Genomic DNA, 17,635 nt, shown 5'->3' with positions numbered 1-17,635 from the left:
TTCCTGACGGCGGCTACCTTGTCGCCGGTGACGGCCGGCCGCTCCCCAATCCGAAGCCTGCCGCGCTCGAATAAAAGCAATCGGCTTCCATCCTCAGCACAAACACGCTACGGGCGACGACAGGGCTGCACGTACAGTGGCGTATGCAACAGCCCAGAGTCCGACCTTTGCAGGAGTGAGCCAGTTGGTCCAGTTGATGATCAATGGAAGCACACGTGAGTTCGACGTCACCCCCGATGTACCGCTGCTGTGGGTGCTGCGAGACGTGGCTCAGCTGACGGGCACCAAGTTCGGCTGTGGCATGGCACTCTGCGGGGCCTGCACGGTGCAGGTGGACGGCCACGCCAAGCGCGCCTGCGTGCTGCCGGTAGGTTCGCTGGAAGGCAAGCACATCGTCACCATCGAAGGCATTGGCGCCACTGCGGCAGGCCAGGCGGTGCAGGCCGCCTGGCTGGCCGTCGAAGTGGTGCAGTGCGGGTACTGCCAGCCAGGCCAGATCGTCGCGGCCGCCACGCTGCTGGCCAGCACGGCCCAACCCACCGATGCAGACATCGACAATGCCATGAGCGGCAACATTTGCCGCTGCGGTACCTACCCTCGCATCCGTGATGCCATCAAGCACGCGGCCCGGCTGCAGGCGTCGAAGCAGGCATGAGCATCGTGAACCTTCCCGAAGTGAACCTCAGCCGCCGCGGCCTGCTCAAGGCAGGTGTCGCGCTCGGTGGCGGGCTGATGGTGGGGTTTGGCTTCATGCCTTCGAGCGTGGTAGCGGCGGAGTCGTCGCCGTTCCAGCCCAGCGCCTTCGTAAGCATCGATAACACTGGCCGTATCACGCTGACCATGGCGAAGATCGAGATGGGCCAGGGCACCTATACTTCGCTTCCGATGCTGATCGCCGAAGAGCTTGAAGTCGACCTTGACCAGGTACAACTGCGCCACGCGCCGCCTAATGCCCGCTTGTACGGAGGGCCGCGCATGGATCAGTTCACCGGAGGGTCGCTGACGATCAGGACACTCTGGCAGCCCATGCGGGAAATAGGCGCCGCCGCGCGCATGATCCTGATCGACGCCGCTGCACAGCGCTGGGGTGTTGCCGCCGGCGAATGCCAGGCCCGGCGGGGCGAGGTCATCCATCCCGCCAGCGGGCGGCGATTGCGCTATGGCCAATTGGCCGACGCTGCCGCGCGTTTGCCGCTGCCGACCGCGATCACCCTCAAGCCCGCCAGTGAGTTTCGCCTGATCGGCCAGCCGCAAAAGCGCCTGGATACCCCCGGCAAGGTCGATGGCAGCGCGTTGTTCGGGATCGACACGGTGCTGCCCGGGATGCTCTTCGCCATGGTCCGCGCCTGCCCTGAACTGGGTGGCACCGTGGCCGCCGTGGACGAACAGCGCGCGCTCCGGCTTCCAGGCGTGCGCGCGGTGATCAAGATCGCCAACGCCGTGGCGGTAGTGGCAGACAACACCTGGTATGCCGGCCAAGGATTGGCGGCGCTGGACATCACCTGGGCGCCCGGGCCAAACGCCGGGCTGACAACGGCCAACCTGCTGGGCACCATGCAGGCCGCGCTGAACCGGCCAGGGGTGCTGGCGCGTAACGACGGCGACGCCCTGAAGGTGATTGCCGCAGACCCTCAGCGCGTGGAAGCAGCCTACTACAACCCCATGCTCGCCCATGCACCCATGGAGCCGATCAATTGCACCGTGCACATAGAAGCCGCGCGGGCGCGCATCTGGGTGGGCACCCAGGTTCCGGCACGGGCCCGGGACGCCGCAGCGCGGATCCTTGGGCTGCCTGTGGAACAGGTCAGCCTCCAGGGGTATCTATTGGGCGGTGCTTTCGGTCGGCGGCTGGAGACGGACTACGTCGAGCAGGCCGTGATGATCGGTCGCCAGGTAAACGCGCCGCTGAAGATCACCTGGAGCCGCGAGGAGGACATCAGCCAAGGGATATTTCGTGGGCTGTATGCCCACTCGGTGCAAGCCTCCCTGGGCCCGGACGGCTTTCCGGTCGCGATGTCTCACAAGATCGCCGGGCCGTCCAACCTGGCACGTTGGGCGCCGGGAGCGCTCAAGGATGGCCTGGACGGGAACTCCGCCGAAGGCTCTACGCAGTTTTCCTATGATATTCCCCACTACCGCTCCGAATTCATCAAGGAGGACGGCCCTGTCGTCACCGGCTTCTGGCGCGGCGTAGGGGCTACCCGGAACCTGGTGGTGCTGGAAAGCTTTATCGATGAGCTGGCCGCCCGCCTTGGCCAGGACCCTCTGGCCTACCGCCTGGCGATGCTGGGTAAAAATGCCAGGGCTCATGAAGTGCTCAGGCGTGTTGGCGAGTTGGCCGGCTGGGGCAAGCCCTTGCCGGCGGGCAGTGGCCGTGGCATCGCCTTGCTCAATGCCTGGGATACCTACATGGCGCAGGTGGTTGAACTCACGGTTTTACCTGGCGGCACCATCAACGTGCAGCGTGTGATCTGCGTGGTGGACTGTGGTGTGGTGGTAAACCCGGACACCGTTGTGGCGCAGATGCAAGGCGGTATCAATTTCGGATTGAGCGCGGCGTTGTTTGGCGACATCACGCTGAAGAACGGCAAGGTCCAGCAAAGCAACTTTCACGATTATCCGGTGCTGAGGATGAATCAGGCGCCGCAGATCCTTGTGGACATCGTTGCCAGCACTGCGGCGCCGGGCGGCGTGGGTGAAGCCGGTACGGCGGGAGTTGGTGGGGCCTTTGTAAACGCCGTACACGCCGCCACCGGCAGGCGCTTCTATACGTTGCCCATACGCCTGTCCGCAAAGGTATGAGCCGTTGACTCTCAGGTGCGTGTACATGAAAACGACCTTCAAATGGCTGGCAGCGGGCGGCATCTTGGCGGTGGCGGCGGTGCTGATGCTGGCTGGAACGCCGCAGCCACAGGCCAGCTTGGCCATGGCGGCGGTGGACGGCGCGCCGCCGCAGCTGCGCACCGACGTTGAGCGCGGTGAGTACCTGACACGGGCGGCCGACTGCGTGGCGTGCCACACAGCCGAAGGCGGTCGGCCGTTCGCTGGTGGCCGCGCGTTCGCACTGCCCTTCGGCACGCTCTATTCGACCAACATTACTCCAGACCCTGTCACCGGGATCGGCGCCTGGTCGGATGAGGCCTTCATTCGTGCCGTGCGGCAAGGGGTCGGGCCGGAAGGCCACCTCTACCCGGCAATGCCGTATACCTCCTACTCAGGTGTGAGCGACCGCGACCTGCTGGCGATCAAGGCTTACCTCTTCAGCCTGCCGCCGGTTGACCAACCACGACGCGCCAACGCCATCGGCTTCCCGTTCAATCAGCGCTGGGGCCTGCACCTCTGGGACCTGGTTTTTTTCCGCGACCAGCGTTATCAGCCGGTCGACAGCCAAGGCGCCCAGTGGAACCGCGGCGCCTACCTGACCGACGCGCTCGGCCACTGCGGTGAATGCCACACGCCGCGTAACCTGGGGTTCGCGATGAGCCGCGGGCGATACCTGGCGGGTGTCGAAATCGAGGGCTGGGTAGCGCCCAACCTCAGCGCCGATCGTGAGGCCGGGCTGGGCAGTTGGTCCTTGGCACAACTTGAGCAATACCTGAGCAGTGGCCATGCGCCGGGCCGGAGCACTGCCTCCGGGCCTATGGCGGCCGTCATCGAGAACAGCCTGCAGTACCTGAGCGCCGAGGATATTTCGGCAATGGCGCATTACTTGGCTTCGGTGCCCGCACAGGCCTCGGAGGAGGGCAGTGCGGTCAACCTGCAGCCCTCTCGCCAAATCATTCCGGGCAGTGGGCTACCGGTGGCTGTTGAAGGTGATGCAGATCCCGCCGCGCGGTTGTTCGCTGGCGACTGCGCTGGCTGCCATTTGTGGGATGGCCAGGGGCGGCAATCGAACTATGCCGACCTGCTAGGCACGCGCTCAGTGAATGACCCCTCGGCGCGCAGCGTGGTTCAGGCGATCCTCGACGGCAGCAGGCTCCGCGTAGGCGACCGCCAGGAGGCGATGCCGGCCTTCGCTGACCGATACTCCGACGCCGAAATCGCTCAACTGGCCAATCATGTCATCGCACTGTTCGGCGCGCAGCAGGGCCAGGCCACTGCCGAGCAGGTCGCCAAGCAGCGCGCCGAGCGATAGCGCCCCGGTGGCTACCTCATTGGAAGGTCCGGTCAGATCACGCAGGCAACAGTTCGGCGACCCAGTCTATGAAAACCCGTAACTTGAGGCTGATGTGCCGGTTGGGTGGGTAGGCGATATACATCGGCATGGCATCCAGGCGCCAATTCTGGAACAGCGGCACCAGCTCTCCCCGAGCCAGGGGCGCCTTGGCCATGTAATCCGGCAGCCACAGCACTCCCAGCCCGGCCACGCCTGCGGCGAGATAGGCATTGCCGTCATCCACTGACAGCACCGGCTGGCCCTGCACGTTCACGCTTTCTGCGCCGCGGCGCAGGGTATAGGTCAGGGCCTTGCCGGTGCGCGCCCATAGAAAACCGATCACTCGATGATCGGTGCCGTCCAGGTCGCTCGGGTGGCTGGGCGTGCCGACCCGTTGCAGATAACTCGGCGCTGCATATACCGCGAGCTGTAGATTGCCCAAGCGGCGCGCCATCAGCGATTGATCAGTAAGCTCGCCGCCGCGCACTACGCAATCGACGTTTTCGCCGATGATATCGACCATGCGATCACTCACGCCCATGTCGATCTGGATATCCGGATAGCGCCGGTGGAATTCCGGCATCGCCGGCACCAGCACATGGCTGGCAAACGGGCTGGGCACGTCCACGCGCAGCCGCCCGCGCGGCGCGGTGGCGGCACTGGATAGCCCGGTTTCGGCGTCGTCCAGATCGGCCAGCAGGCGCACCACGCGCTCGTAATAAGCCGCGCCGTCGGCGGTGATATTCACTTTGCGCGTGGTGCGGTTCAGCAGTTTTACCCGCAGGCGCGCTTCAAGTTGCTGCACCAATTGCGTCACCGTGGTCTTGCTCATGTGCAAGGTAGTGGCCGCCTTGGTAAAACTGCCCGTCTCTACCACTCGAGCGAAGGCCTGCATTGCATCGAAACGGTCCATCGACACCTCGCTTGAACGGGGATTGTTTGGCATACGCAAATAGTGCTAATGAGGGTTGCGCGTTTATCCCGGGGTAGCAAGCTTCTACCGTATCTCCATTGTCGATAACGGGTCAGCCGACCCCCTGATGGAGCTAATGCCATGACCCAGCGCGATGTTGTTTTCCCCGCCGGCCGCCAAGCGCTTTACGAGCGCAATCGTTACTCGCCGGCCGTGCGCAGCAATGGTTTGCTGTTTGTTTCTGGCCAGGTTGGCAGCCGCGAAGATGGCTCCCCCGAACCGGACTTGCGCGACCAGGTGCGGCTGGCTTTCACCAACCTGAACGCGGTACTCGCCGCCGCCGACTGCACGTTCGATGACGTGGTCGACGTGACGGTATTTATCGTGAACCCCGAATCAAGGTTCGAAACCATATGGCAAGTTGTACCTGAATACTGGGGGCAGGCGCCGTTCCCGACTATCACCTGCGTAGGAGTGACCTGGTTGTACGGCTTCGACTTCGAGATCAAGGTGGTGGCCAAACTTCCTGCGTGTTGAAGCCTGGGGTAATGTGCTGTGGCTTTCGTGTCGTAATTGGCAGCGTTGGCCCGCTCAAGGCCCCTCCGTTCAAGACCCCTTCACGACCAGAACCCCCTGTGGGGTTCGCTGGCCTCGGCCTCGAGCATCGGGCCCAATACACTCACTTTGCGCTGGCCCCTGGCAAATACTTCGCGACAGGGCAGGGCGAAGGTGGGATTCTCGGGATGATCACCCGTCAGCTCCAATAGCGCGTGCTCTGACAAGGCATAAACCACTCGCCCAATCCCAGTCCAATACACCGCGCCGGCGCACATACAGCAGGGCTCGGCGCTGGTGTACAGCGTGCATTGTTCAAGCTCCTGCGGAGATAGAAGCCTGGCGGCGGCGGCTGCCGCGACCAGTTCGGCGTGCTGGGTAGGATCGCCCTCCGGCGGCATCGAGTTGTTGCCCGCTTCGACAATGACCTTGCCGTTGCGGTCAGCGACCAACGCTGCGAACGGATGACGACCGCGCTGTTTCGATGCCTGCGACAAGGTGATGGCCTGGCGCAGCAATGCCAGGTCCAGCTCGCTGACCCCAGCGGGAATGAGCTGAGTGAATTGATTCATGGGTAACTCCGGGCAGTGGGAAAACAACATTCAATCGGCCAGTTCAGCCGTTGAGACGCCGACGTCGTCGGTCAATTTTTTTTCATTGTTAAGCAGTACGTTGAGCACGATCGCCGTAAGCGCACCGAGAAAGATCCCGCTGTCCAGGACCAGTTTCAGTGTGGAACCGGCGTGTTCGAACAGCGCCGGAAAGGACATCGGCAGCACACCCACACTGACCGAGACCGCGACGATGATGCCGTTGCGAGTGCCTTCGAACTGCACGCGCGACAGTTCCTGAATCCCCGCCACTGTGGTCATGCCAAACATGACGATTGCGCAGCCACCCAGCACTGGAGTGGGCACCGCCGCGATCAACGCGCCAAGCTTGGGGAACAGCCCCATCAGCACCAGGATTGCGCCGGCGGCGGCCACGACGAAGCGGCTCTTGATATTGGATAGCGCAATCAGGCCGGTATTCTGAGTAAACGCGTTGTAGGGGAAGCTGTTGAACAAGCCACCGACCATGGTCGACAGGCCGTCGGCGCGGAACGCATTGCCCAACGTTTGCTGAGTGGTCGGTTTGCCGGTCAGTTTGCCGATGGCCAGGCAGTTGCCGGTGGTCTCGGCCATGATCACCAGCATGGCCAAGGTCATGATCAGGATGGGCGCCAGCGAAAACTCCGGTGCCCCGAATGCCATCGGTGCGCTGAGTTCAAACCAGGCTGCTTCACTCACCCGGCTGAACTGAGTCATGCCACAGGCTGCCGCGATCAGGCTGCCGACGAACAAACCGATCAGCACACAAAGGTTACCGATGAAGCTTTTGAACCGGGCGTAAACCACCAGCGTGACACTGACCGTGGCCAGGCCCAGCAGCAGGTTGGCCGGGCTGCCGAAATCCGCTGCGTCCGGGTTGCCACCCCCCAGCCAGATCGCCGCAGCCGGCATCAGCGAGATACCGATGATCGTGATCAGGCTGCCAATGACCACCGGCGGAAAGAAGCGAAGCAGGCGGCTGAATACGGGTGCCAACGCAATGGTAATGAAGCCTGCGACAATCACCGCGCCGAAGATCTGGCTGAGCCCGAACTCTTTGCCGATCATGATCATCGGTGCAAGCGCAATGAACGAGCAGCCCTGGATCAAGGGCAGGCGCGCACCGAACTTCCAGAAGCCGAGCGTCTGAACCAGCGTGGCTAAACCGGAAGTGAGCAGGTTGGCATTGATCAGCAAAATGATCTGCGCCGAGCTCAGCCCCATCGCGCTTCCCAGAATCAAAGGCACCGCAACTGCCCCGGCGTACATCACCAGCACATGCTGCAAGCCGAACGTGACCAGTTGCCGCAAGGGCAGAACCTCGTCCACCGGATGAATGCGTTGTGTATTCATGTCACAAGCTCCTGAAGTGCAGCATATGGAGGGATTGGGGACAGGGCTCGGGGGATACAGGGAGGGTTTGGCCCGGGAGCCCGATGGGATGCGGGGCCATGGTCGAGCGTTTTCAGCGATGAAACAAATTGGCAACTATCGCTTTTTTCGATGGTGCGCAGGCGGCACAATCAGGCGGCCCTTATATGAACCGCCTTTCACGAGCAGGAGTCATACCGTTGCGCTTCTCAGTCGACCAACTGCAGATGTTTATACAAGTGGTTAAAAGCGGATCGTTCTCCGCGGCGGGTCGTGCCTTGGGCAAGACTCAATCGACCATCAGTGCAGCGATTGCCAACCTGGAAACCGACCTTGGCGTCGACCTTTTCGACCGCACCAACCGCAGCCCGCAACTCACCGCCAGCGGCCATAAACTGCTGATCCAGGCCGAAGCCGTGCTCGAGCGGTGCATGACCTTCGAGGCACATGCCCAATGCCTTTCGGAAAACGTGGAGCCCAGCCTTACGCTGGCCATTGAAACGCCGTACGGGCCGGTCATGCCGGCCCTCAAGGCGTTCGAGCAGGCGTTTCCCTTTGTCGACCTGATCATCCGCCATCCGGTCCATGGCGACGTCAGTGAGTTGGTAAGCAGTGGCGAGGCGGTGCTCGGCGTGGCGTTTTCACAACCGGGCTATCCCAAGGAGCTGGAGTTCCAGCAATTGGGCAAATTGATCATGCTGCACGTGTGCCATCCCAGCCATCCGCTGGCGCAGCTCGATACCGTGACGTTCGACGACCTTCACGTCCATCGGCGCCTGGCCTTCAGTGCCCACGCAAGCAAACTGCCCAGCAGCGAATACCTGCTCAACCCAATTGTGGCAAGCGGAAAGCTACCCGGTGCTGCTGGAAATGGTGCGAGCCGGGCTCGGCTGGGCAACGTTGCCCCGTCAACTCATACAACGTGAGTTGGCCGACGGCGAATTGGTAGAACTGCAACTCTCGGCCTACCCGCATACCGATTGGCAAATTGGGGTCGACCTCTTATGGGCCCGCCAAAGGCCCTTGGGCAAGGCTGAGCGCTGGTTGAAAGAGACATTGCAAGGCAACAAGGTGTTTGAACTGGATCGCAACGGGAAGACCACCACGCTGTGATTGCGGGGCTTCGAGCGATCCGGCTGGCCACTCAGGCAAATGGCAGTGGCCCGGGAAACGTGCCGATGGGAACCCAGTGGGTAATCAGCCCCGTGTCCGGTTTCCAATGATGGAGCAGCAGCGCAGGCGGTTCGATATAGGAAGCCTCTTCAGCTTCAGCATCCAGCGCCAGCCCGATTGCAGTGGTGGTACTAGGGGCGGTGCACAAAACTGTTCCGCCAAAACGTAGCTGCATCGAGCGGTGGATGTGCCCGCACACCACACGCTCTATCGCGGGATAGCCCTGCACGACCTCGCGAAGCCTGTCTGCGTTTCGGCAGGCATAGGTGTCGATATAGGGAATGCCGCTTAGGAATGGCGGCTGGTGAAGCATAAGCAGGGTAGGGCGCGCGGGCTCCTCGGCGAGTGCTGTATCGAGCCAGAGCCGAGCCGCTTCGGTCATGTCGCCGTGGTGTTCCCCTGGCACGGTCACGTCCACTCCAATGATCCGCACCGGCCCAAGGTCGCCGGCAATGAAGTGCATAGGCCCTGCGGTTGAAGAGAGGGACGGTTGCGAAAAGGTAGAACGCAGCAAGGCCCGATCATCATGGTTACCGGGAATCATCAACAACGGCTGCTCGATACCCGCCAGCAACGCCCGCGCCATTTCGTATTCTTCCGGTAGGCCCTCATCTACCAGGTCGCCGGTAATTATCACGACATCGGGGCGGGGCCTGAGCAGATTCAGGTGTGCAATCGCCTGCTCGCACATCCTGTTCGAGTCGACCAAACCCTGATAGAGCACGCCCTTGGGCCTGATGTGCAGATCTGAGAGGTGGGCAATCAGCATGGTGCAATCTTCCTGGCGAGCGCGGCGGTCAGGATGAAGGTTGGCGGAGGTTGTGCCAAGCTCAGCTCCACATACCATGCTCAAGGGCCAACGCCAAACCTCTGAATGCAACAAGTGTAGCGGTGAATCCATACGCCGCTGTACGGTCCCGCCGCGCACGTTGTGAGGTACTGTCAACGCTACAACTCCTAGAGAACATACGGATATGCTCCTTGACCTGCTGCCTGCCTTCGCGCTTTTCGCCCTTGTCTCGTCGATCACCCCTGGCCCCAACAACACCATGTTGCTGGCCTCGGGGGTGAACTTCGGTTTCCTGCGCACCATTCCCCACGCCCTGGGCATCAGCCTGGGGTTCATGCTGCTGGTGGTGGCGGTGGGGCTGGGCCTGGGGGAAATCTTCAACGCCGTGCCCTGGACCTACACCGCCCTGCGTTGGGCAGGCGCGGCCTACTTGCTGTACCTGGCTTGGCGCATCGCCACCTCCGGGGGCATGAGCGAGGCGGGCGGGCAGGGCAGCAAGCCGGTGACCTTCCTGGGCGCCGCCGCCTTTCAGTGGGTGAACCCCAAGGCCTGGGTGATGGCCGTGGGGGCTATCACCACCTATGTTCCGGCTCAGGGCTACGTTTATAACGTGCTGGTGATTGCCGCGGTGTTTGCGCTGGTCAACCTTCCCAGCGTGTGCGTATGGGCAGGCTTCGGCAGCGCCTTGCGTAACGTGCTGCGGGTGCCCCGCTGGTTGCGCCTGTTCAACTGGGGCATGGCGGCGTTGCTGGTGCTATCGCTGTATCCGCTGCTGCAAAGCCAACCCACGGCCTGAGCCCTGTCTGGAGCTGTGCATATGAGGCGTTCCACCCTGGATCATCTGATCATCGTGTCACCCACGCTTGCATCAGGCGCGGAACTTGTCGAGCAGGCGCTGGGTGTGCAGTTGCAGCCCGGTGGTAAGCATGCACGTATGAGTACGCATAATCTGCTGCTGCGGCTGGGGGAGCATTTCTATCTCGAGGTCATTGCCCCTGACCATGCTGCTCCCGTACCCACTAGACCACGGTGGTTCGGCTTGGATGAGCTGAGTGCACAGGCCGCTCCTTATCTGGCGCACTGGGTAGCACGTACAGAGCACCTGGCTGACATAGATGAAAGGCTGCGGAAGGTTTTTGGAGAGGTCGAGCCGATGAGCAGGGGAACGCTGTCCTGGACTATCTCGATTCAACCTGACGGGCATTTACCTCAGGAAGGGGTTATCCCCAGCCTGATCGACTGGGGAGCCTCGACGCATCCAGTGCAGGGGATGGTCGATAAGGGTTGTGCATTGCAACGCTTGGAAATCACTCATCCTGACTCGGAGTTAGTGGAACAGAATTTGGAGGCTATTGGCTTCTCCGGGCCGGTCACTGTTCTGCGCGGTGAGCGATATGGTTTGCAGGCCTACATCGAGACGCCGAGCGGCCTCAGAAGCCTTTAGTGCCAAGGTTTAGGTGGTCAGCCTGCATTTCAGCTGTACCTTGCCTCGATATCCCAGGTTTGATTGGAGCGCCACGGCTAATAAGGGTATCGACCCTTAGCGAGCTCTTCCGCAAGTCGCAGCAGTCGTCTGATTGCCGTTCACCCCCAGGCATGTCCCTCTGCTAAGCGTCATTCTCAGCGTGGGTTCAAATGACGATACCTGGCAGCAGCGGCCTTTGACGCGAACACTGTCCATCGAGCGATGAAGGCGGATGCTGCTATTCAACTGGTCTGTGTTGCGCCAATTGATCCCCATGGGTAACTCACAAGTGCCCTACACCCCCAGCAGCGTCAGCTCAGGACCGGCATCGGCGAATACGAACTGGTCCGCGCCCAGGTCGTGGCTGTGGTCCCCGGCCAAAACAATCTCGAAGCGTTGGCCGTTGTCGCCGAAGGTGGTGAAGTCCTTGATATAAGTACGGTCCCCCGCGGCGCTGTAGCTGACTTTGAGCGTGCCATCGTGGCCACTTCCCAGGCCGGTATAGCCCAGGGCCGACACATCGATCAGGTCTCGCTGGCCTGAGAAGTCCTCGATAATGTCGCTGGCGCCGCGCAGGCTGTCGGCGCTGCTGATATAGCGGAACGTATCGGCGCCCGAACCCCCAAACAGCTGGTCTACGCCAGTATTTCCCGTAAGCAAGTCGTCCCCGGCGCCGCCGCTGAGTGTGTCATTACCGCTGCCGCCGACCAAGGTGTCATTGCCACTGCCGCCATCCAGGAAATCGGCTCCGGCATTGCCTGCGAGCGTATCGTTACCGGCCATACCGCGCAGGGTGTCGTTGCCTGCCAGGCCACTGATACGGTCGTCGCTGTAATAGCCGACGACGGTGTCGTCCCCGGTGGTTGGCGAGTCGATGGAGTAATCGTCGTAGCTGGCGGGTTGCTGATTGAAATGGGTGGCGACCGGATCGCCAAACCGAATGGCTGCGTTATTGATGTAGGTCTCGTTTTCGAGCACCAGCTTGAAGAAGTTGCCGTTTGCATCGGCATCCAGCGATTGCAGGGTGATGGACTGTGACGAGCCGTTTCTGGAATAGGTCAGTGTGCCGTCATGGCCGTCGCCCAGGGAGGTGAACCCCAGGGCCGAGAGGTCGAGCACGTCGGTGTCATAGTCAAAGTCGGTGATGACGTCGCTGGCCTGCACGCCCAGCGTGGGGTTGGTGTAGCTGTCGGTCACCGCCCTGAAGACGAAGGTGTCCACGCCTCCTCCGCCCGTGAGCCGGTCCGCGTCGGCGCCCCCGATGAGGTAATCGGCGCCCCCGCCGCCGCTGAGGGTGTCAGCCCCGGCAAGGCCGACGAGGGTTTCATTGGCGGTGCTGCCAGTGGAGACATCCGCGCCGGAGGTGCCCTGGATCAGCGTTTCAAAGTCACCGGCATGCAGCCGCGTCTGGTAATCGCCCGCCAGCGCCAGTTGGAAGTAGTGGCCTTGGCTATCAGCGTCCAGGCTGCGCAGGTAAGTGCGGTCCAGGCTGGCGTTATAGGTCAAACGCAGGGTGCCATCGTGGCCATTGCCGAGGCCGCTGAAGCCCAGGCTGGCCACATCGAGCTGGTCCTCGCCGGGCTTGAAGTCAGTGATCACGTCGTTGGCACCGCGTACGCTGTCGCCGGCATTGGTGTAGCGGAAGGTATCCGCGCCCGTGCCGCCGGTCAGCCGGTCGATGCCGGCGCCGCCGTAAAGCAGGTCGTCATAGGCAGCGCCAACCAGGCGGTCATCGCCCGCACCGCCGTAGAGCAGGGTGTCGGCTATCGGGTTCGCGCGCAGCAGGTCGCTGCTGGCGGTGCCGGTTACAACCAGGCCAAGGTGGTTACCGAAGGCGTCGCTGTCGATGCCATACAACAGCGTGGCGGGATCGCCCAGGCGGCTGAAGTAGTTATCAAACACCGTGTTGAAGCCAATAGGGTCTTCATTGCGCTCGGCCACCGCATAGCTGGCGCTGCCACTGCTGATGATGTTGTTGTACACCACGTTGCCCTGAGCCGCGCCCAGGGCGGTTACATCGGTGTCGTCCGAGGCCTGTATGAGCACCTCCGCGTTGCCATGGTCCAGCACGTTACTGTAGAGGGTATTGCCGGAGATGGTGTTTCCCGAGCTACCGACCACGCCTACGGCCGCGCCGCCATTGTCGTGCACGGTCACGCCGCTGACCCGGCTCTGGTCAGTGAGCTTGAGCAGCACCCCTTCGTCCCTGTTGCCATACACCTCGCCACCCGTGATCTGCACCCGCCCGTTCGGCTCTTCGCCCGGAGGGCCCTGGATGAGCAGGCCGCGGCCATTGTTGTTGGCAGCGTCGTTGTCGGCCAGGGTGGTCTCGTAGTTGTCCAGCAGCAAGGTGAAGCCGTTGCGGCCGTTGTTTTCGCTGCGGTTGTCCTGGAAGCCGCCGGCGTCTACGTATTCGCTGAACTGGCCAACCAAGTGGGCGAAGAACCCATCCAGGCCATTGCCCTTGGCCACGCAATCGGTAACGCTCAGGCCGTAGGTGTTCTCCTGGGCGTTGAGCCCGTTGCCGCTGCAATTGACCAGCGCCACACCGCTGAGGCTGACGCCTGTGTCCGGGTTGTCACGCAGGTTCTCCCCGCCAGTGGTAAAGCCATCCACGCGCCCGCTGGTGCCCGCGCTGTTGCCATCGATGGTGAGGTCATGGGCGCCAACGTGCTGTGTTTCGCCGGCGGTTCGCACGATACCGGTAACGGGCTTGTCCCAGCCATCGGCAAGCTTTAGGCTGGTGGCGTCGGCCCCGTCACCGCCTAGGGTCACCCGGTTATACAGCTGCAAGCAGCTGCTGGCGCTCAGCTCAGGATTGCCGCTGACGATGTACGTGCCTTCAGGCAGGTACACCTCGGCATCGATTATCGCGTCGGCGGACTCGACGGCGGCCCTGGCGGCATCAATGGCTGCCTGAATAGCGTGGGTATCGTCGGTAACACCATCGCCAACCGCGCCGTAGTCGCGGACATTGAAGTAGGTAGTGGCCATTGGAACTCCCGGGTTCGCCGGCTGCTGCCTGGGTACCTATGCACCGGTGGCGTGGCCTGGCTTGTTGTATGAAGGTCGGTACAAGGGTAGTCCAGGTTCAACTCGTGCTGTGGCCTTCTGATCCAATCCACGATTTTGTCGATGCCGGTGCTTTGCGTCCACTGGTTGAATCCACAACCCCAAGCAGCCGTTCACCGTCGGCCGAATTTGTCTGAATAACCAGGTCCCGGTGTCGACCTACCGTTTTGCTACCCCGGATTGACTAGGGTTTACGCCTCTCCACTCGGTAAACCCAGCCAGCGCACACAAAGCAGCCAACCCCACACGCAGCGAGTACCCAGCCAAGCGGCCAAGGGGTGCCGTCGGCAGAGATGGCTACAACGGCGGAACCGAGCATTGCCGAACCATATTGCAGCGCTCCTACCAAGGCAGATGCCGATCCACTGGCTTCTGGAAAGCGATTCAGGGCGCCCGCCACCGAGTTCGCAAGCACCAGGCCGGTCGCCGTAACGAACAGTAAGCAGGAGGCAATCATCAGCCCCAGGCCACCCCAGTTTGCCCCTGTGTTGAAGGCAAGCATTAACCCCGCGATAGCCGAAATAACGCTGCCTATCAGCAGCATCGTATGGGTGTCATAACGGTTCAGCATCCTTGCGTTCACTTGCGCCGTCGCCATCATTCCAATGATCCCCGACGCAAAGAGCGCGCCATACAGCTGTGGCGATACTCCGTGAAAGGTGATGTAGGCGAAGGGAGATGCGGCGATATAGGCAAATGTTCCCGCATAGAAAAACGCGCCCGCAGCGGTGTAGCCGAGAAAGCGTCTGTCCTGGAAAAAGCTTCCATAGCGAATGGCGATTTCTTTCAGGGAAGCAGGGCTACGGCGGCTAAAAGGCAATGTTTCGGGCAGAAGGATCAAACTCGCCAAGGTAGCGATAGCTATCAAGACAAGGGTCCAGAATATTGCCTGCCACGATCCCAGCCTTAATATCTGCCCGCCTAGCGTTGGCCCTGCCAACGGCGCTACGGCCATGATGGTCATGAGCGTAGACATCTTCTGAGCCGCCATGCGCCCTTGATAGAGATCCCGAACCATGGCACGGGCGAGGACGACGTTGGCGCATGCTCCCAGTGCCTGAACAATTCGCCAGGCTATGATCTGCATGCCGTCAGTGGCCAACGCGCAGCCCGCTGACCCCACGATGAACAGCACCAACCCGATCGCCACGGGAGTTTTACGGCCGAATCGGTCGCTGAGTGGCCCCCAGAACAACTGCCCCGAGCTGAAGCCGATCAGGTATCCAGTGACGGTAAATTCCAGCGTTCCCCCGCTGACGTGTAGTGCCGCAGCCATCGCCGGCATCGCAGGCAGGTACAGGTCGGTTGAGATCGAGGCGAACGCCATGAGCATGCTCAGGATCAGCAGAGTCCGAAGGCTGTTGCCCTGGCTTTGCAACGCCAACGCCTCCCCTGGCTGGGCCGTTAGCGAATTATCAGAAGTGGCATTGCCCATTGCGCTTTCGCTCTTTTTGTCTTGCGTCTCTGGCTGCACTCGCCGGCCAGCGGTTTGGTAATGGAAATTGAAGTCCCGAGGTTATCCCAGCGTGAGTTCAGCGAGTACAGGCCATAAGAGGATGAACCGCTGAACTGGGCTCATGAATGCGCGTTGAGCGCGCATCCTGCGACGTAAAACTCTCGACAGTCGATTACTGAGCGGAGCTCATTGGTTCATCAGCGGTTTGGCGGTAGTTGTTCGAGGGGCGTTGGCTTAACGTCAGTGGCGACCCTGTGTGGGGATTTTCAAATGGCTTGATAGGAAAATTATTGATGAATTCTTCAGTTGTGTATTCGTTTGAGAAGAGTGTTGCATTGGTAACGGGCGCCGCTTCGGGCATGGGACTGGCAACCGCAAAAGCTTTTGCTGCGGCCGGTGCAAGCGTAGTTATGGCGGATATAAATGAGATGGCGGTGGCGCAGGCGGCGGATCAATTGATCGCCGATGGCTACGATGCAATGGCGGTCTGCTGCAATGTTGCCGACGAAGCGCAGGTAAAAGCCATGGTCGAGCGCACCGTGGCCGTCTATGGGCAGCTTGATTTCGCATTCAATAATGCGGGAATACAGAGCCCTGTGGCTGAAGTCGCCGATGCTACCGGCGAGGACTTCGACGCAGTGAATTCGGTGAATATGCGGGGCGTCTGGAATTGCATGAAATACGAACTCCTGCACATGCGCGAACAAGGCACGGGAGGCGCAATAGTAAATTGTTCATCGCTGGGTGGCCTGGTGGGTATCGCTGGACGTTCTGCCTATCACGCCGGTAAGCATGGCGTGCTCGGAATGACCAAGAGTGTGGCACTGGAATACGCAGCCCGAGGGATCCGGGTGAATGCAATCTGTCCAGGGATAATCAACACGCCCATGGTTTCAACCATGCTTGAAACCCAGCCCGATGCGATGGCCGAGCTAATGAAACTGCAACCTATCGGCCGTTTGGGTGAGGCCCGCGAAATTGCAGATGCTGTTTTGTGGCTGTGTAGCCCTGGGGCGAGCTTTGTAATTGGTCACGCGTTAGCCGTCGACGGCGGTTACACCGTCGCGTGAATGACATGCCTTTGTCCTGGATGCCGGCGGCGAGACACCCCACGCCTCTGCTGCGAAGTTACCCCAGCGTTATGCCACCTGATAGCTCAGGCCGGCGGTTTTCAGGGCAGGGCGCCCATCGGTTCAAGCTCGCGAATCAACTCTATGAGTAGCCGAAGACCGACGGGCAGTTGCCTGAAGCTTGAGTAATAGATATGGAAGCCAGGATCGGTATAGGTCCAATCCTGCAAGACGGGTATCACGGTGCCATTCGCAACCTGTGGTGCGATGATCGCTTCCGGTACGTACATCAGACCCGCACCACGTATGGCCAACGCAATGCCGATACGTGTTTCGTCCAGAGTGATGGCGCCAGGCACATCGACTTCGAACTTCTCGCCCTCTTTGATGAACTCCCATTGGTATAGGCGCGCATTGCCTAGACGGATGCGCAGGCACCGGTGATCGTTCAAGTCCTCGGGATGCCGAGGGACGCCATAGCGTTCGAAGTATTCGGGAGTGCCGACGACGCTCCAGCGGACATCCGGTGATAGCCGCTGAGCGATCATGTCCTCGGGTACAGTGCCACCGTAGCGAATCCCTGCATCGTGGCCATCCCCGATCACGTCGATCATTTTGTTCGTCACCGTGAGATCAATCTCGATCTTGGGATAGCGCTTTACGAGAACCGGCAGTACTGGCCCCAGTAATAGCTCTGCTCCGTCGCTCAATACATTAAGCCGAATGCGCCCCGCAGGCTCGTCGCGTAAGCGGTTCAATGCCTCCAAGGCTTGCCCGATGTCGTTCACAGGAGCACTGATGAGCCCTTGCAACTCCTCGCCTGCGGCCGTCAATGTGACGCTGCGTGTTGTCCGATTCAGCAGCCGGACACCGAGCCTTGCTTCAAGCCCCTTCATGGCATGGCTGAGCGCAGAGGCGCTTATCCCGACTTCCAGGCCCGCACGGCTGAAACTTTGATGCCGGGCGATGGCGAGGAAGTAGACGATGTCAGCCAGGTTCGTTCGGCTCAGTTGCATTGAGGAGT

The 17,635-nt window shown here is 61.3% G+C and carries 14 protein-coding genes and 1 pseudogene; 8 read left to right on the top strand and 7 right to left on the bottom strand.

Translation table 11 applies throughout. The features are described from left to right. The first annotated feature begins 184 nt into the window (after positions 1–184). The 3 genes from LG385_RS13500 to LG385_RS13490 are packed head-to-tail and all read left to right on the top strand — an operon-like array spanning position 185 to position 4,135. Positions 185–655, top strand: coding sequence for a (2Fe-2S)-binding protein (locus LG385_RS13500; RefSeq protein ID WP_225774714.1), 471 nt, complete (start codon positions 185–187; stop codon positions 653–655). Next, complete coding sequence (locus tag LG385_RS13495; RefSeq protein ID WP_225774713.1) at positions 652–2,802, top strand: xanthine dehydrogenase family protein molybdopterin-binding subunit; 2,151 nt, start codon at positions 652–654, stop codon at positions 2,800–2,802. The genes LG385_RS13500 and LG385_RS13495 overlap by 4 nt, the downstream gene beginning before the upstream one ends. A gap of 25 nt (positions 2,803–2,827) precedes the next feature. Beyond that, on the top strand, positions 2,828–4,135 hold the full coding sequence (locus tag LG385_RS13490) for a c-type cytochrome (RefSeq protein ID WP_225774712.1): 1,308 nt from the start codon (positions 2,828–2,830) through the stop codon (positions 4,133–4,135). A 37-nt stretch (positions 4,136–4,172) separates the two neighbouring features. Here the strand turns inward: LG385_RS13490 and LG385_RS13485 are convergent, their stop codons facing one another. Further along, positions 4,173–5,069: a LysR family transcriptional regulator gene (locus LG385_RS13485; protein WP_225774711.1), complete on the bottom strand. Its 897-nt coding sequence runs from the start codon at positions 5,067–5,069 to the stop codon at positions 4,173–4,175. A gap of 141 nt (positions 5,070–5,210) precedes the next feature. Between LG385_RS13485 and LG385_RS13480 the strand changes: the two genes are divergently transcribed. After that, positions 5,211–5,606 carry a RidA family protein gene (locus tag LG385_RS13480; protein WP_225774710.1) on the top strand — a complete coding sequence of 132 codons (396 nt, stop codon included), beginning with the start codon at positions 5,211–5,213 and terminating at the stop codon, positions 5,604–5,606. An 80-nt stretch (positions 5,607–5,686) separates the two neighbouring features. On the opposite strand, the gene LG385_RS13475 is transcribed toward LG385_RS13480, so the two are convergent. After that, positions 5,687–6,196 (bottom strand): nucleoside deaminase, encoded by a 510-nt coding sequence (locus tag LG385_RS13475; RefSeq protein ID WP_225774709.1) that lies wholly within the window; start codon positions 6,194–6,196, stop codon positions 5,687–5,689. Between the two features lie 30 nt (positions 6,197–6,226). Then, positions 6,227–7,567, bottom strand: a complete 1,341-nt coding sequence (locus LG385_RS13470; RefSeq protein ID WP_225774708.1) for a nucleobase:cation symporter-2 family protein — start codon at positions 7,565–7,567, stop codon at positions 6,227–6,229. Between the two features lie 218 nt (positions 7,568–7,785). On the opposite strand from LG385_RS13470, the pseudogene LG385_RS13465 reads away from it, so the two are divergent. After that, positions 7,786–8,698 (top strand): annotated as a pseudogene (locus LG385_RS13465) (LysR family transcriptional regulator). Between the two features lie 31 nt (positions 8,699–8,729). Here the strand turns inward: LG385_RS13465 and LG385_RS13460 are convergent. After that, positions 8,730–9,527, bottom strand: a complete 798-nt coding sequence (locus tag LG385_RS13460; RefSeq protein WP_225774707.1) for a phosphodiesterase — start codon at positions 9,525–9,527, stop codon at positions 8,730–8,732. Positions 9,528–9,732: 205 nt separating this feature from the next. On the opposite strand from LG385_RS13460, the gene LG385_RS13455 reads away from it, so the two are divergent. Together LG385_RS13455 and LG385_RS13450 are read left to right on the top strand one after the other, a co-directional pair. Further along, a complete protein-coding gene (locus tag LG385_RS13455) occupies positions 9,733–10,344 on the top strand; it encodes a LysE family translocator (RefSeq protein WP_181116106.1) in 612 nt (203 codons plus the stop codon). A 21-nt stretch (positions 10,345–10,365) separates the two neighbouring features. Further along, positions 10,366–10,992 (top strand): VOC family protein, encoded by a 627-nt coding sequence (locus LG385_RS13450; protein WP_225774706.1) that lies wholly within the window; start codon positions 10,366–10,368, stop codon positions 10,990–10,992. A gap of 315 nt (positions 10,993–11,307) precedes the next feature. Here the strand turns inward: LG385_RS13450 and LG385_RS13445 are convergent, their stop codons facing one another. Continuing rightward, entirely contained in the window at positions 11,308–14,007 is a 2,700-nt protein-coding gene (locus LG385_RS13445) for a M10 family metallopeptidase C-terminal domain-containing protein (protein WP_225774705.1), read from the bottom strand. Positions 14,008–14,269: 262 nt separating this feature from the next. After that, positions 14,270–15,520, bottom strand: coding sequence for a multidrug effflux MFS transporter (locus LG385_RS13440; RefSeq protein ID WP_225774704.1), 1,251 nt, complete (start codon positions 15,518–15,520; stop codon positions 14,270–14,272). A gap of 314 nt (positions 15,521–15,834) precedes the next feature. Here LG385_RS13440 and LG385_RS13435 point away from each other — a divergent pair, with 314 nt between their 5' ends. After that, the gene (locus LG385_RS13435; RefSeq protein WP_225774703.1) at positions 15,835–16,611 is read left to right on the top strand and encodes an SDR family oxidoreductase; all 777 of its coding nucleotides are present in this window, start codon (positions 15,835–15,837) and stop codon (positions 16,609–16,611) included. Positions 16,612–16,712: 101 nt separating this feature from the next. Here the strand turns inward: LG385_RS13435 and LG385_RS13430 are convergent, their stop codons facing one another. Then, positions 16,713–17,627 (bottom strand): LysR family transcriptional regulator, encoded by a 915-nt coding sequence (locus LG385_RS13430; RefSeq protein WP_225774702.1) that lies wholly within the window; start codon positions 17,625–17,627, stop codon positions 16,713–16,715. Between the last annotated feature and the right edge of the window lie 8 nt (positions 17,628–17,635).

It is taken from the genome of Pseudomonas sp. Marseille-Q5115, from assembly GCF_916618905.1.
GTDB classification, from domain to species: domain Bacteria; phylum Pseudomonadota; class Gammaproteobacteria; order Pseudomonadales; family Pseudomonadaceae; genus Aquipseudomonas; species Aquipseudomonas japonica_A.
The sequence above is the reverse complement of the archived record's forward strand: the minus strand, read 5'-3'. Positions and strand labels throughout refer to the sequence as shown.

Bases quoted from the DNA above. Each gene is read 5' to 3' on its own strand.
- LG385_RS13495 (WP_225774713.1), top strand. From the start codon at position 652: ATGAGCATCGTGAACCTTCCCGAAGTGAACCTCAGCCGCCGCGGCCTG.
- LG385_RS13490 (WP_225774712.1), top strand. From the start codon at position 2,828: ATGAAAACGACCTTCAAATGGCTGGCAGCGGGCGGCATCTTGGCGGTG.
- LG385_RS13485 (WP_225774711.1), bottom strand. From the start codon at position 5,069: ATGGACCGTTTCGATGCAATGCAGGCCTTCGCTCGAGTGGTAGAGACG.
- LG385_RS13480 (WP_225774710.1), top strand. From the start codon at position 5,211: ATGACCCAGCGCGATGTTGTTTTCCCCGCCGGCCGCCAAGCGCTTTAC.
- LG385_RS13475 (WP_225774709.1), bottom strand. From the start codon at position 6,196: ATGAATCAATTCACTCAGCTCATTCCCGCTGGGGTCAGCGAGCTGGAC.
- LG385_RS13470 (WP_225774708.1), bottom strand. From the start codon at position 7,567: ATGAATACACAACGCATTCATCCGGTGGACGAGGTTCTGCCCTTGCGG.
- LG385_RS13460 (WP_225774707.1), bottom strand. From the start codon at position 9,527: ATGCTGATTGCCCACCTCTCAGATCTGCACATCAGGCCCAAGGGCGTG.
- LG385_RS13455 (WP_181116106.1), top strand. From the start codon at position 9,733: ATGCTCCTTGACCTGCTGCCTGCCTTCGCGCTTTTCGCCCTTGTCTCG.
- LG385_RS13450 (WP_225774706.1), top strand. From the start codon at position 10,366: ATGAGGCGTTCCACCCTGGATCATCTGATCATCGTGTCACCCACGCTT.
- LG385_RS13445 (WP_225774705.1), bottom strand. From the start codon at position 14,007: ATGGCCACTACCTACTTCAATGTCCGCGACTACGGCGCGGTTGGCGAT.
- LG385_RS13440 (WP_225774704.1), bottom strand. From the start codon at position 15,520: ATGGGCAATGCCACTTCTGATAATTCGCTAACGGCCCAGCCAGGGGAG.
- LG385_RS13435 (WP_225774703.1), top strand. From the start codon at position 15,835: ATGAATTCTTCAGTTGTGTATTCGTTTGAGAAGAGTGTTGCATTGGTA.
- LG385_RS13430 (WP_225774702.1), bottom strand. From the start codon at position 17,627: ATGCAACTGAGCCGAACGAACCTGGCTGACATCGTCTACTTCCTCGCC.